The 14,039-nt window shown below is 55.8% G+C and carries 15 protein-coding genes and 1 pseudogene; 7 read left to right on the plus strand and 9 right to left on the minus strand.

Features of this window, described 5'->3' with window-relative positions; translation table 11 throughout:
- Positions 1-205 precede the first annotated feature (205 nt).
- The 3 genes from ACZ5SR_RS10095 to ACZ5SR_RS10105 all read right to left on the minus strand — a co-directional run bounded on the left by ACZ5SR_RS10095 (position 206) and on the right by ACZ5SR_RS10105 (position 2,718).
- On the minus strand, positions 206-532 hold the full coding sequence (locus tag ACZ5SR_RS10095) for a LacI family transcriptional regulator (protein ID WP_194944739.1): 327 nt from the start codon (positions 530-532) through the stop codon (positions 206-208).
- Positions 533-612: 80 nt separating this feature from the next.
- Positions 613-2,034 carry a heavy metal sensor histidine kinase gene (locus ACZ5SR_RS10100; RefSeq protein ID WP_089957701.1) on the minus strand — a complete coding sequence of 474 codons (1,422 nt, stop codon included), beginning with the start codon at positions 2,032-2,034 and terminating at the stop codon, positions 613-615.
- The gene (locus ACZ5SR_RS10105) at positions 2,035-2,718 is read right to left on the minus strand and encodes a heavy metal response regulator transcription factor (RefSeq protein WP_089958025.1); all 684 of its coding nucleotides are present in this window, start codon (positions 2,716-2,718) and stop codon (positions 2,035-2,037) included.
- A gap of 210 nt (positions 2,719-2,928) precedes the next feature.
- Between ACZ5SR_RS10105 and ACZ5SR_RS10110 the strand changes: the two genes are divergently transcribed.
- The 5 genes and pseudogenes from ACZ5SR_RS10110 to ACZ5SR_RS10130 all read left to right on the plus strand — a co-directional run.
- Positions 2,929-3,195 (plus strand): hypothetical protein, encoded by a 267-nt coding sequence (locus ACZ5SR_RS10110; RefSeq protein WP_228769235.1) that lies wholly within the window; start codon positions 2,929-2,931, stop codon positions 3,193-3,195.
- Positions 3,192-4,625, plus strand: a complete 1,434-nt coding sequence (locus ACZ5SR_RS10115) for a TolC family protein (protein WP_089957694.1) — start codon at positions 3,192-3,194, stop codon at positions 4,623-4,625. The genes ACZ5SR_RS10110 and ACZ5SR_RS10115 overlap by 4 nt, the downstream gene beginning before the upstream one ends.
- 15 nt (positions 4,626-4,640) lie before the next feature.
- The gene (locus ACZ5SR_RS10120; RefSeq protein WP_089958022.1) at positions 4,641-6,053 is read left to right on the plus strand and encodes a multicopper oxidase family protein; all 1,413 of its coding nucleotides are present in this window, start codon (positions 4,641-4,643) and stop codon (positions 6,051-6,053) included.
- A 22-nt stretch (positions 6,054-6,075) separates the two neighbouring features.
- Positions 6,076-6,570, plus strand: a complete 495-nt coding sequence (locus tag ACZ5SR_RS10125; protein WP_089957691.1) for a cupredoxin domain-containing protein — start codon at positions 6,076-6,078, stop codon at positions 6,568-6,570.
- Between the two features lie 260 nt (positions 6,571-6,830).
- Positions 6,831-6,974 (plus strand): annotated as a pseudogene (locus ACZ5SR_RS10130) (DUF411 domain-containing protein); the annotation flags it as partial.
- A gap of 102 nt (positions 6,975-7,076) precedes the next feature.
- On the opposite strand, the gene ACZ5SR_RS10135 reads toward ACZ5SR_RS10130, so the two are convergent.
- A complete protein-coding gene (locus ACZ5SR_RS10135; RefSeq protein WP_464448415.1) occupies positions 7,077-8,027 on the minus strand; it encodes an IS30 family transposase in 951 nt (316 codons plus the stop codon).
- A 122-nt stretch (positions 8,028-8,149) separates the two neighbouring features.
- Here ACZ5SR_RS10135 and ACZ5SR_RS10140 point away from each other — a divergent pair, with 122 nt between their 5' ends.
- On the plus strand, positions 8,150-8,494 hold the full coding sequence (locus tag ACZ5SR_RS10140) for a copper-binding protein (protein WP_089957684.1): 345 nt from the start codon (positions 8,150-8,152) through the stop codon (positions 8,492-8,494).
- Between the two features lie 582 nt (positions 8,495-9,076).
- Here the strand turns inward: ACZ5SR_RS10140 and ACZ5SR_RS10145 are convergent.
- The 5 genes from ACZ5SR_RS10145 to ACZ5SR_RS10165 all read right to left on the minus strand — a co-directional run bounded on the left by ACZ5SR_RS10145 (position 9,077) and on the right by ACZ5SR_RS10165 (position 13,227).
- Positions 9,077-9,943, minus strand: coding sequence for a phytanoyl-CoA dioxygenase family protein (locus ACZ5SR_RS10145; RefSeq protein WP_108285765.1), 867 nt, complete (start codon positions 9,941-9,943; stop codon positions 9,077-9,079).
- Positions 9,940-10,758 (minus strand): phytanoyl-CoA dioxygenase family protein, encoded by an 819-nt coding sequence (locus ACZ5SR_RS10150; RefSeq protein ID WP_464448582.1) that lies wholly within the window; start codon positions 10,756-10,758, stop codon positions 9,940-9,942. The genes ACZ5SR_RS10145 and ACZ5SR_RS10150 overlap by 4 nt, the downstream gene beginning before the upstream one ends.
- 51 nt (positions 10,759-10,809) lie before the next feature.
- Positions 10,810-11,496 carry a GntR family transcriptional regulator gene (locus tag ACZ5SR_RS10155; protein WP_464448583.1) on the minus strand — a complete coding sequence of 229 codons (687 nt, stop codon included), beginning with the start codon at positions 11,494-11,496 and terminating at the stop codon, positions 10,810-10,812.
- 548 nt (positions 11,497-12,044) lie between these two features.
- Complete coding sequence (locus ACZ5SR_RS10160) at positions 12,045-12,197, minus strand: hypothetical protein (protein ID WP_194945551.1); 153 nt, start codon at positions 12,195-12,197, stop codon at positions 12,045-12,047.
- Positions 12,198-12,294: 97 nt separating this feature from the next.
- Complete coding sequence (locus tag ACZ5SR_RS10165) at positions 12,295-13,227, minus strand: LysR family transcriptional regulator (protein WP_464448584.1); 933 nt, start codon at positions 13,225-13,227, stop codon at positions 12,295-12,297.
- Between the two features lie 207 nt (positions 13,228-13,434).
- Between ACZ5SR_RS10165 and ACZ5SR_RS10170 the strand changes: the two genes are divergently transcribed.
- Entirely contained in the window at positions 13,435-13,917 is a 483-nt protein-coding gene (locus tag ACZ5SR_RS10170; RefSeq protein ID WP_090142684.1) for a DUF4148 domain-containing protein, read from the plus strand.
- The last annotated feature ends 122 nt before the right edge of the window (positions 13,918-14,039 follow it).

Consider the following 14,039-nt stretch of genomic DNA (forward strand, 5'->3'; position numbering starts at 1 on the left):
AGTGGACGTCATAGTTGCGGCGATTACTACCGGTCATTTAAGCGGGAGGAGCTACGAGGACCGTTGTAATTGAAATACCGGTCACTCGACATGCCGCGTATGCGATCCGTGCTTATGCGAACATGATCGGGCGGTCTGGTGCTGGCTGTACAGACACCCCGCTGTCATGGAGTCAGTCGCCATCACTATCTTTTACAGTCCCGTCTCACCAAATCCGTAACCGCTGCTCCTCCCACAGCGCAGGCGGGTCCACCGCAAGATCAAACAGCGTCAGGTGATCCGGCAGCGTATCCTCCAAAATCGCCTCGACGATGTCCGGTGCCAGCGTAGTCAAATTCACCATCCGGCTGACGTAGCTGTTGTCGACTCCCTCCAGCGCTACATTTTCAGTCAGGTTTTTCAACTTGCCGTACTCCAGCATTGCCAACCACCGGTGGCCCCTGGCCAGCGCCAGTTCCAGCGGTGTGGCCGCCACGTCCCACGGCCGCAGCAGTTTCCCCGGTCGCCTTGATTGCTCATTGGGCAGTCTCATTTGTTTGCGCCCGCTGCGGCGGTTGTTATGAATCGGTACAGCGCGATCCGGCCCTCTCTTGTTCACGCAAAAGGCGTTATTCAGGGCCGACTAAGTAGTTCAGTCGCTTGCCTCATCCTTGCTTGAAGCCCTGGAAAAACAAGCCTGAATCGAGTCCACTCCTGGTCTGAAGTAACCGAGATCGCCCCGCCATGGGCCTCGACGATGGCTTTGGTAATCGACAGCCCCAAGCCTGCCCCGTCAGAAGCTGGGTGCCTGCGTGCTGAGTCTGCGCGATAGAAGCGCTCGAAGACTCTCTGCTGGACATCCAATGGAATCTCCTTGCCCGTGTTTTTGACAGTGACTTCAATTCCACGCGACGAACTTTCGATTCTGACGCCCACGACACCGCCGACTGGTGCATGCCTGAGCGCATTGGATAGGAGGTTGCTCAAGGCACGTCTGAACATCAAACGATCGCCATAGATTCGCCCATCACCTTCCACGCTCATCAAGATGCGTTTTTCGTCCGCAACGGCTTCATAAAATTCAACGAGTTCGCGAGCTCCTTGTGCTGCCGAGAAGGACTCCTTATGGGGCAGGTCTACCCCCCGCTCTGTCTTGGCGAGGAATAGCATGTCTGATACCACCCGAGCCAAACGCTGCAATTCCTCTGCGTTGGACGCCAGCGTATCTTGGTATGTCTTAAGGTCGCGTTGGGTGGACAGCGTCACCTGTGTTTGGGTGAGGAGATTGCTGATGGGTGTGCGAAGTTCATGTGCCAAATCCGCCGCAAAATCAGCAAGCTGTTTGAAGTCGTTCTGCAGGCGACCCAACATCTCATTGAGTTCCCTTGCCAAATCTGCCATTTCAATCGGGACGGCATCCTCGGGCATGCGCTCTTGCAACTGTTGGCCTGTCACTGCAGCGGCGCGACGTTTCATTGCGCGCAGCGGAGACATGCCTTGATGAGCCGCGAACCAAGCCAAGAATCCGCTTAGAAGAATGGCCAGCACAGCATAGATCGCAATGCTGCGCCGGAGCTCCCTCATGAATTCTTGGTGGTGCTGCGTATCGACGGCGAGTGATATTTGGAGCGGCCCGGCCATTCCCTGAACCATGCCAGCAGTAAAGCTCATCTCATGGAACTCGCGACCGCCACTCCTCCAAGACTGAAGCCCGTGGCCGTCGTCATTCGTGATGAATGATGCTTGCGTAGTCGGGCCGCTGTATCCGTTGGTCTGGTACAACTTTTCACCCTGCGGTCCTTTGACCAGAGCGTAAAGGCTGTGGTGATGGCTCAATGCTTCGTTCAGGCGACTGCGAGCTTCTTCATGGGATCGAGAACTGGCCAGAATGCCCTCGATCAGGTGCTTTTTATCATCCAAGGCGGCGCTATCGAGGTCGACGAAGTGCCTATCAGCCTCTACCATGAAAAGAAGCGCCAAGCCCAGGATGACCGAACTGGCCAGCGCTATAAAAAAGATGGTGAGGCGGGATGTCAGTGACAGCCTGCGAAACATCTAGCGACCCTCCGGCGCTTCGAGCACGTAGCCCATGCCGCGTACAGTTTGGATCAGCTTGAACTGGTGATCATCATCGATCTTGACGCGCAGACGCCTCATGGCCACCTCGATGACGTTAGTGTCGCTGTCGAAGTTCATGTCCCAAACCTGAGAGGCGATCAGCGACCTGGGCAGGACTTCTCCCTGCCTACGCATCAGCAGTTCTAGCAATCCAAACTCCTTGGCGGTGAGATTAAGGCGCTTGCCGTCTCGGGTGACGCGGCGGCGTAGCAGATCAAGTTGGAGGTCTGCCACCTGCAAGATCGTGGATTCGGTGCCACTACGACCGCGGCGCACAATGGTGCGAACTCGGGCCAAGAGCTCGGCAAAGGAAAACGGCTTGACGAGGTAATCGTCGGCGCCTAATTCAAGCCCCTTCACGCGATCTTCCACCTGATCGCGGGCGGTGAGAAACATGGCTGGCACTTGTAGGCCTTCATGACGTATCGCCTGCAGGACCTCCCAACCGTTCATGCCCGGCATCATCACATCCAGGATCGCGAGATCGTAGTTACCGCCAAGAGCTAGGTGAAGGCCGTCGGGCCCATTTCTGGCCAAGTCCACAACGAAACCGGCCTCGATCAGTCCCTGGCGCAGATATGCCCCGGTCTTAGGCTCATCTTCCACAATCAAAATTTTCATTGGCAACTGACCCTCTTTGGCAGACCTGAGTATGACGACTTCCATTTGTTGCGATGGCAAGATGACAAATATGTAATCTTTTCGACATCGTGCTGACGACTTGGTATTTTAATAATTCCCCCTATCTATGTTACCGATCACATTGAGGAAACCATGCTCGTCAGACGTTCACTATTATTCGCACAGACATGTCTCGCCCTGAGTTGTGCCATGTTAGCTGGTGTAGCCGCGGCCCAAGCCACCAGCGAGCCCGTGAAAAATCTTTCGGTGGTGGAAGTTGAGTACAAGTCTGCACTTAGTGACTTCCGCCCCTATAACGACCAGGCCATTCAGTCATGGGTCAAAGCCAACGACTTGGTAGGTCGTATTGGAGGCTGGCGCAGCTATGCCAAGGAGGTCGCGACAGGTGAGGCCCTGAAGGACGCCTCTGACGTGCCTGATACGCAATCTGGTCATCATGGGGGAGTCAAGCCATGAAGCGCATCCCAAGCACCTCGCTAGGGAAACTGGCGCTATCCGCGATCGCCTTGGCCACGCTTGCCGGTTGCGCCACTGTTAGCCTCGAACAAAACGTTGCCCGGGTGAACGAGGAGGCCAAGAGTTTTGCCGAAGGGCAGATTTCTCTCGCGCGGACTGCCGATGAGCGCGAACAGCGTGCGCAGGCGGCCCAGAAGCTGCTTCAAAACATTCTGGGTCAGCGCGAGGCGGTCCAGCTGGCGCTCGTCAACAGCCCATCGCTCCAGGCGTTGCTGGCTCAAGGTTGGGCGGAGTCCGCAGATGCGGCACAAGTGGGCACGATTGCAAACCCGGTCTTCTCCCTGGAACGCATGGTGGCCGGTGATGCGCTGGAGTTAAACCGTGCGCTTTCCTTTGGTCTGCTCGATATTCTGACCCTCCCTAGTCGCCAGGGAATCGCCAACCGTCGCATCGAAGTGGCCCATCTGCGACTGTCGAGTGATGTGGTCGACCAGGTCACCCGCGTGCGCCAGGCATGGGTCCGCGCCGTGGCTGCCCAACAGACGCTTCAGTATGCCAAGCAGGTGTATGAAAGCGCTGCAGCGAGTGCCGAACTGGCTCGCAGGATGCAGGCCATAGGCAACTTCAATCGCCTCACACGGGCTCGTGAGCAGGCCTTCTATGCGGACGCAGGGACCCGATTGGCAACAGCAACTCACCAAGTAACTGCTGCCCGCGAAGAGTTCGTACGCGTACTCGGTCTGGATGCCCAACAGGCCCAGATGCTCAAACTGCCGGACCGCTTGCCTGAACTACCCAAACAGGCGCTCGATCCGCAGGGCGTTGCGACGTTTGCTACGCGTAACCGCCTCGACATCCGTCTTGCCCAAAGCACACTGGATGCTTCCGCCAGAGCCCAGGGTTTGAACATGGTCACCAGCATCACCGACATTGAACTGAGGGCCATGCGCAACACCAGCACGAACAGCGTGGCGGGTGAGCGCAGCGTAGCGCGAGGGTATGAAATCGCGGTACGCCTGCCCATCTTTGATTGGGGGGGCATGCAGCGCGATGCCATGAACGCACGCACCTTGGCCGCAGCCAATCAGCTTGAGGCGACCGTCCGCTCGGCGGGTTCAAGCTTGCGAGAAAGCTACTCCTCCTATCGCACGGCTTATGACATTGCACGGCACAACCGGGACGAGGTGATACCGCTTCGTAAGGTGATCTCAGAAGAGAACCAACTGCGCTACAACGGAATGATCATCGGCATCTTCGAGTTGCTGGCGGACTCACGTGATCAGGTCTCTACGGTCATGGCTGCGATCGGAGCCGAGCAGCAGTTTTGGCTAGCGGATGCCGCGCTACAAGCCTCACTGGTCGGGCGACCGATGAACACTCCGCTGGCAGCCATGCCCAGTGCGCCAGCCGGTGGCGCTGCGCCTCATTGAATGAAAGATACAACGATGACTTCCAGAAGAGACTTTTTTAAGTACGCCGGGATTGCTGGTGGTGCCGTGGCCGCCAGCGCGGTCAGCCGCGTGGCGATGGCCGCTCTGCCTGAGCCTGTAATACAGACCAGCCCTAACACCATGGCGCCGCTTGTCCCCAACAGCGGACGCGCCTACAACCCGGTGGTGACGCTGAATGGATGGACTTTGCCATGGCGCATGAATCAAGGCGTCAAGGAATTTCACCTGGTCGCCGAACCAGTAGTGCGGGAAATGGCCCCTGGCTTTAAAGCCCATCTCTGGGGCTACAACGGCCAGAGCCCGGGGCCCACGATTGAAGTGGTCGAGGGCGATCGCGTGCGGATCTTCGTGACCAACAAGCTGCCAGAGCATACCTCCATTCACTGGCACGGGCAGCGCCTGCCCAACGGCATGGACGGTGTGGCCGGACTGAACCAGCCGGCTATTCCCTCCGGCAAGACGTTTGTTTACGAGTTCGTCGCGCGCCGGCCTGGCACCTTCATGTACCACCCGCATGCTGATGAGATGACACAGATGGCCATGGGCATGATGGGCTTTTGGGTGACCCATCCTAAGGTCAAGAATGATCTGATTGATGAGGTCCAGCGAGACTTCTGCTTCCTACTCAACGCCTATGACATCGATCCGGGCAGCTACACCCCCAAGATCATGACAATGCTGGACTTCAACCTGTGGAGCTGGAATAGCCGGATATTTCCAGGCATTGACAGCCTCAATGTTCGCCTGAACGACAAGGTGCGTATTCGCATTGGCAATCTGACGATGACGAACCACCCCATACATTTGCACGGCCATGAGTTCCTCGTCACTGGTACGGACGGTGGCCCGACACCCAAGAGCACCCGCTGGCATGAAGTGACGACCGATGTGGCCGTCGGTCAGATGCGACAGATCGAGTTTCTGGCAGATGAGGAAGGGGACTGGGCCTTCCACTGTCACAAAAGCCATCACACCATGAACGCCATGGGTCATAACGTTCCGACATTGATTGGTGTGGATCACCGTGGCATCGCCAAGAAGATCAATAACCTGATTCCAGACTACATGGTCATGGGTGAGCGTGGTATGGCCGACATGACTGAGATGGAAATGCCCATCCCTGACAACACCGCTGCGATGATGACTGGCCAAGGCCCCTTCGGATCGGTCGAAATGGGTGGCATGTTCAGCGTTCTGAAGGTCCGCCGTAATCAAAAGCCGGGGGACTACAAGGACCCGGGTTGGTACAAGCATCCCGAAGGCACGGTAGCCCATGAATACACCGGGCCGTTGACTGAACCAGCGCGCTTCAAGGCGGAGGGTGGGCAGTCCATGCCTCGCGCCCAGATGCCCGCCAAAACGACCGAAGTCAAGGTGCGCAAGCCCTCATCACATAGCAATCACTGAATTTTTTTTCCGGAGTTAACGAATGAAACCCAAGCACATCACTTCTCGCCAAATCTTTGTTTTGGTTGCTCTGACCCTGTCAGCGTCGGCTTTTGCGGCTGGAAAGCACGCCGGTGGGCATGGCCATGCTGACGAGGAAACCGCAATTGGCAAACCAGGTGTTGCCTCCAAGGTAACGCAGACCATCAATGTCGATATGACGGATAACATGCGTTACACACCCTCATCTATTCAGGTCAAGCAAGGAGAGACGGTCCGCTTTGTTGTCAAGAATCAAGGAAAGGTCAAGCACGAATTGAGTCTGGGCACCCAGAAGGAATTGCTCGAGCATCTGGAGCAGATGAAAAAATTCCCAGATATGGAACATGACGAACCTGGCAAAGTGACACTATCTCCAGGACAGCAAGGCGAAATTGTTTGGCAATTCACGAAGACTGGAACCGTAAATTTTGCCTGCTTGATGCCAGGCCACTACGAAGCTGGGATGAAGGGCGCGATCAAGGTTGGCAAGAAGTAATTTCATTACAGGATAGGGCTGCTGAAATGACTGACAAAAACAGTTCAAAAAATTCAACGAGGCGGTTGCTATTGTTGGGAATAGCTTCAATGTGCTCGTCCTCAATTGCTATTGCAGCCAGCCCAAACGCTATAGCTATACAAGTCTGGAAAGACCCTAACTGTGGCTGTTGCAAAGACTGGATTATTCATTTAGAAAAGAATAATTTTTCTTTGAAAGTAAACGATCAAGGTAATAACGCAGCGCGGGCTCGACTGGGTATGCCTCAAAAGTTCGCTTCATGTCATACAGCTCTGGTCGGTGGATATGTGATTGAGGGGCATGTGCCAGCCGAAGACATTCAACGTTTACTCAAAGAAAAACCACAAGCGTTAGGTCTTGCCGTTCCGGGGATGCCTATCGGATCTCCTGGAATGGACGGTCCTGTCTACGGCGCAAGGCGTGACGCGTATCAAGTCTTGCTAATCCAAAAAGACGGATCATCAAAAGTTTTTAACTCGGTGGATTCAAGGACGAAGTGCAACACGGTTCAACGAGGCGTGAAACACCTCGTATGGCGTCTTGAATCCGAGCCGCTTTCTGGGCCGGTGATTCAATCTGTTTTCGATCATAGTCAACTCCTCATCGGTGACAGTTTCCATGCGCCGCTTTTTGGGAATGTATTGGCGCAGCAAACCATTGAAGTTCTCGTTGCTGCCGCGCTGCCAGCTGCAATACGGATCGGCAAAGTAAGTCTGGATGCCAAGGGCCTGATCGATGGCCTGGTGATCGGCAAACTCCTTGCCGTTGTCCACCGTCAAGGTCTTCACCCGTGAGTTCACGGGCTTGAGCTTGGCTTCAATGGCCCGGCCCACCAAATCGGCAGACTTGTTGGGCACTTTGGCCAGCACAGCAAAGCCACTCTTGCGTTCTACCAGTGTCACGATGGCTTGTTTGTGAGCCGCGCCAATGACGGTATCTCCCTCCCAGTGGCCCACTTGCTTGCGATCTTCAATGTGACTTGGTCTCTCGCTGATCGGGCGGCGGTTCGGGATCTGGCCACGCCTGTCACGCCCGCACAGGTGGCGTTTGCGCCGGGGCTTTTGGCTGCGCAGGTGCGTGTGTAAATCACCACCGGCAGCCTTGTTCGCATAGACATGCAAATAGACGCTCTCATGGCTGACCGCCACCTTGCCTGCAATCTGCTCGGGGCTCCATTGAATGCCCAGGTAGAAATCCACATCGGACCAGACCTTGGAATCTACACGGCGGGCATTACGGCTGCGCTGTGCTCGCTCAGACGCCTTGGCGCAGGCTTGTTCGGCGCGGTAGCCACGCTGGCCACGACCACGGCTGAGTTCGCGGCTGATGGTGCTGCGGTTCCTGCCCAGGGATCGGGCAATCTCGCTAATGGTCTGTTTGGCTTTCAAAAGGCTGTGAATTTGGTATCGTTCTTCTCGGCTGAGGTGCTTGTACATCTGGCAACTTGGACTTGGCGGTTTGAGTGGCCATGATGCCTTGACATCCTCAGCCACCCATCACCGGGTTCATCTTTGTTGCACCTCGTACTTGAATCCGCCCTCTTACTCATGAGGAAAATATGAAAAATATTCAAACGAAAATTGCAATTGCACTATTGACCATTGGTGCGGCTCTTCCCTTAAGCAGTTTTTCCCAAGCTGTCATGGATCACAGCAAGATGAACATGTCTCAAATGACGCCGTCTTTAACCGACGGAGAGGTCAAGAAAATTGATCTCGAAACTGGCAAGGTCACGATCAAACACGGCGAAATCAAACATATGGATATGCCGGGAATGACAATGGTATTTACTGCTAAAGATAAGAGTTTATTGACCAGCATCAAGCCAGGCGAAAAAATTAAGTTTATGGTGATCAATGAAGGTGGCAAGATGATCGTCACTGACATCCAGCTAGTTCAGTAAGAAAACGTCGCTGCATCGAAAATGTGCAGGGCTCCCTGTTCATTGGGCGTCATAGCCTGTTGTGCAAATTGGCCCATGCATCAATGGATCCTATCCGTCAGCACTGGATAGGATGTGTGGTAGCGGTCATTGGCCTATGACCGAACTGACCGGCTGCCGAGCCTGATGGTTAAAGATCGACCGACCGCTACTGGCAGAAAGCCCACAAATGACTGCGGGACACGACCGGCAGCAACCGCTACAAACAAGTCAACGTCTTAAAAGATGTGACCGGCTGCAATGGGTCGAGAGGGTGAGTTCACCGGTTCGAGCAGCGGACTTTCACCCACGATTTTTCAGTGCGGTCTGCTAACTAGCTAGGTAGGACGACTGCAGTTCCTTCGAAACCGGTCGTTGGTGTCACAGCATTGCAGGGTGAATCAGTGACGGCTTTTACCAGGCACCATGAATCAAGCCCTTGAGTTCGTTAGGTCGCTATCGCTGCAATTATGCCGTTATGGCACCTAGAGTTGATGGCCGTAATGGGTCGGGTGCTTCAATCATTGCTGGAAGTGGCTCCACCGATGTACTTATCGAAAAGCCCTAGTTCTTCCCGGCCGTCTGCAAAGCGTATATGCCTGAATATCCCGCCGAGAAATCCGGCGGTAATTCAATGATTCCAGTTTCCACGCGTGCATGAGTAGCCGGCTCGCCCCTGACCATCTGGTTGCGATGGATGCTGTCTACAACGGGTGCGGTATAGGCGAATGAGTCAGCAGCGGCGTACTGAATGATGTAGGTCGTGCGCAAGGTGTCCGAGCGATTTTGACTGGAGCCGTGCACTGCGAGGCCGTGATGTGCCACCACATCTCCCACATCCAGCTCATTGTCGACTACGTTCTCAAAGTCTTCCCGCGTCATCGTGTGGTTGCAATTGAGTTTATAGATGCCGTTTTCCCAATGACTGCGCGGCCCCAACTTGTGGCTGCCGGGGATCGTCTGAAGGCAGCCATTGATGGCGCGGGACGGATTCAAAGGTACGCTCAGAGCGACAAGATTGGTGTTGGTGTGAGGAAACACCGGCCAGTCCTGATGCCAGCCAATCTCTGCACCTCCATGAGGCAGTTTGAAATTGATCTTCGAGTGGTAAAACTTGACCGCTCCACCAAGCAGGTCTGCGGCGATGTCACCCAGGATCGAATCGAAAGCGGCTTCAACATACACCGAATCTAGTTCGGTTGGGCTGGAGATACGCCTGATACGTGGCGCAAGGGCGGTATGCGCAGGCTCTAGGTCGTAATGTTTTGACTTTTGCTGGAGTGATCGGCCCTCATCGTACAGTCGCTCAGTGGTCGCGATCAGCCTCGCAAGCAATTTGGGATCAAGTACCTGACGGAGATTGAGATAACCCGTATCGCGGTAGTCCCCGATCTGCTCAAGGGAAAGGATGCGTTGATGGCGGGTATTCATCTGGCTTCCTGCGTCGAGCTTGTAAGCGGGAAAATATGGTCGCTTCCCTTGATGAGTGGTTTTGTATTGGTTGACCGTACGTAGTCAGGACGTGGGTTGGGAACGTCGTTGCACCGGTTTGATACCGGGTTGTAGACCACATAAATCGCCCAACGATTGTGCTGGGACAAGTTATGCCCCGAGGCGTGCAGAATATTGCAGTCAAAGAACACCACGGTGCCGGGCTTGCCAGTGATCGCCACCGGTGCGGGGCTGCGAGCCATGATTTCTAGCAGCTTGTCCTTCGGCGTCACATAAAACTTGTAGCCCGTAGCGTCGTTGAATTCTGGCTCTAGATTGCTCTCTTTGTGGCTGCCCGGAATGAAGTACAAGCACCCGTTCATTTCTGTTGGCTCGTCCAACATGACCAACGCTGTAGTTGGACGTGCCTCAGGCATGCCATCTCGCTTCCAAGTTCCGTAGTCCTGGTGCCACGCCCACACCGAACCGTCAATGGCGGTCTTCAAATTGCATTTGGTGTGATGGATGTAGAGCTCCTGCTCGGAAAGCAGATCCTGTGCGGGCTCGAGCATGCGTGAAGTACGCGAGACGGCATGAAACACCGGTGAACCTGTAGGTCCGTCTTGCTCGTGGACCCGATAGATAGTTTTGGCAATATTGCTTCCCTTTTCCCGTACCAAGTGATCGGTGTCGATCTCTTGAATTCGCTCAAGCTCGGCCCTCATGGCCGCTACTTCAGGGGCAGAAAAAAGGCCATCAAGGGTGAGAAATCCATCACGGCGGTAGGTTTCGATCTGCAGATGGGTGAGGCGCACTGGCAAACTCCTTAAACAGGAGTTCATGGTATGTGACTGGTATGCCAGTTGTCAAGTGCGGGTAATCAGGGTCCTGTGGGCGAAACCGAAAAGATCATCAATCAACCGATCACTTGCCTCGGCAGCTTTGTCAGATTTGCCGGAGGCCATCGCACGTGCAAGGGCCACGTGCAGACGCAGTGTCGCGTTGACTTGATCATGGTGATGGTAGAACCAGAAACGCCGTGAGGCCGAGTGCAGAGCGGACACGGCCGCAGCAGCCACAATGTTCCGAGCGCTGTGTGCTGACTGCCTGTTCATTTCGTTGTCCCATTTCAGGAATGCTACAAGGTCTTCAGACTTCACAGCAGTCTCCATGTTCTGAGCAATGGCAGCCATGGTCTCGCGCTCTGCCAGAGTGGCACGCGTAGCTGCAGATCGAGCAATAAGGCGGTCGAGTTCGCGCCGTGTCTCTAGGATTTGGAGTTGATGACCCACGTCGACGGCGGTGACCACCACACCGCGACGGGGCAAGATCTGAACAAGATGTTCGCGCGCCAGACGCTGCAAGGCTTCACGGATCGGCGTATGCCCAATGCCGATGCGTTCGCTGAGCATGGCCTCAGACACCACGCTGCCCGGCGCGAGTTCAAGAGTCACGATCATCTCTTCAATGAGGCGATAAGCTTCCTCGTTGAGTGAGGGCGGCACCTGGCTAGGAGTAGGCGATTTCGAGAGTGCGCGAGGTCGACTGGTCATAATCAATATGGTGCCACAAGAAAATCCCCGACACTACAACTCACGAGGCATTTAGGATGGTGGCACGACCGCTTTGAGTCAGTATTACCCATCTCACCAATATAAAAGGATCGTCATCACCTCGAAGCGATCCAGCGCTTTGCAACTGTCAGCTGGTCAGATGAAACCGGTCAGCGGAAGAAGCAATGACGACTGAATTCGAGTGCCTGCTTCTGAGTTGAAGGCAAGAAGTTACTGTCGGATACGACCGACCGCTATCGCTGTATCTGAGTCAGGGGCTGGTTCACCGTGAAGACCGCTTTGGGTCGAAAGCTGCCCCATCCGGGAGGGGTAGTTCGAATCCCCGTCCCCATCAAAAAACGATGCATCCGGACCTGAGCAGGTTAGTGGGGCTAGAATTTCTGCTCCGCCAAAACAAGTCCTCCCAACTCGCTCAGCCGGGTTGTAAGGCGCTCAGAGCCCCGCACCACGCGGGGCTTTTTGCTATGGGCTCCTGACTGACCCCATGGCCACCCACCCCCGAAAAGCGTCTCAAACCCCGTTTCGTCTCAGAACCTCCTGACTTTTTGTCCGCGGTACGGCAGGAGGGGGTCGTGGCCGGCGGCCTGCAGGCGCTGCTGAAATTGCGCAATGCCCCGGCGCACGGCTTCGCGCTGGGACTGGTTGGGGTCGACGATGAGGTGTTCCTTGCCTTCGGTCATGCCTTATTGTCGGTCAGTTGCAGGCGGGTTTTGAGCGACAACACAGCGCTTTTGTGTGGGCAGTTGTCGGCTGGAGTTCACCCGAGAGGACACAGCTTCAGCAAGTGGCGCAAGCCTGCAAAGCTTTGGCCTTTTGCAAACGTGTCTCCTCGATCAAAAAGTCCAGAAAAACACGGGTGCGTTGCGGCATGAATTTGCGGGTGGGCACGGCCGCGTACATGCTCAGCCGACTCGTGATCCACGGTGCCAGCACGCGCACCAGCTCACCGCGTGTCAGATACGGTGCCACCATGTCCATTGCCACCGAGGTGATGCCCGCGCCATCGAGCGCCGCGCGCAACAGGCTGTCGGTGTGGTTGGCCAGCAGCACCGGCTGGATGTCGATCTCGATGGGCTGCGTTGGGTTGTCGGGGCACCACATTTGCCACATGCGAGGCCGGATGTGGGGCATTTTCAGGCGCAGGCAATCGTGCTGCATCAGGTCCTGTGGTTGCTGCGGCGCGCCGCGTCGGCGCAGGTACTCGGGCGAGGCCACCAAAATGGCTTCGGACTCCAGCACTTTGCGCGCAATCACATCGCCGTTAAAGCTCTCATCGGTGCCCAGCAAGGTGATGTCGAAGTCCTCAATCGGTGGCTCCCGCAAGGTTTCCACCTCCAGCTCGATCAGGATTTTGGGATAACGCCTGCGAAACTCCGCCAGCAAAGGCGCAACCACATAAGTCGCCAGCACCGGTGGCGCATGCAGGCGCAACAGGCCCGCCAGCTCGGTGGTCTGCGCACTGACCACCGCGTCAGCTTCGTCAATGTCCTGCAAGATGCTGCGCACACGGCCCAGGTACTGTTGACCCGCTTCGGTCAGCGACAGGCGGCGAGTCGAGCGCTGGAGCAAGCGCGTGCCCAGGTGGTCTTCCAGATCGGCCACCAGGCGCGTGACCACCGGCGCTGACATGTCCAGCGCACGGGCAGCGGCGGCAAATCCCCCCTCATTCACCACGCGCTCAAACACGCGCATCGACAACAAACGGTCCATGAAGCACTCCAAAACGGGATTTCAAGCCCTTGATTGTTTCGAATTTAGAAATAACTCAATGTGTTTTTGATTGTTTTTCTATTGATTAAGAAATTTTACAGTTCAACCCATCGATGCAGCGCTTTCAACCAACGCTTCACCGATCAGGTCAAAGCCCCGTCAATCCGACAGGCAGACCGTTTTTCAAACTTTCAAGGAAACCTGATCATGAACCGCTCTTATTTCTCCGCCATCACCCTCGCTGTGGCCGCCTTGGCTGCTGGAAACGCCATGGCTGCGGACGCATCTGCACCCAAAACCCGTGAGCAAGTGAAAGCTGAACTGGCCGAAGCCATCCGTACGGGCGACATTGTCGTCAACGGTGAAACCCAGCAAAAAGCCAATGAAGTGAACCCCGGCCTGTACCCCGCCAAGTCGGCCGCTCAGGGCAAGACCCGCGAGCAGGTGAAAGCTGAACTGGCCGAAGCCCTGCGCACCGGCGACTTCGTCGTCAACGGAGAAACCCAGCAAAAAGCCAATGAGCTGAACCCTGGCCTGTACCCCGCCAAGTCTGCCGCTCAGGGCAAGACCCGCGAGCAAGTGAAGGCCGAGTTGGCCGAAGCCCTCCGCACCGGCAACATCATGGCGGATGGTGAAACTGGTCTGAAGTTGAACCAGTTGTACCCACAGCGTTACAACCGCAACATCTGATGAGTCACCACAAGGCCAGCCTGTCCATCGGGGTGATGGTCCCGGGCATGGCCTGAGCATGGCCCTATCCGGCCGATCTTCAGCGGCGTCGATGACGCCGCTTTTTTGTGCCATGTGGACTC

Source organism: Limnohabitans sp. TEGF002, from assembly GCF_055395845.1.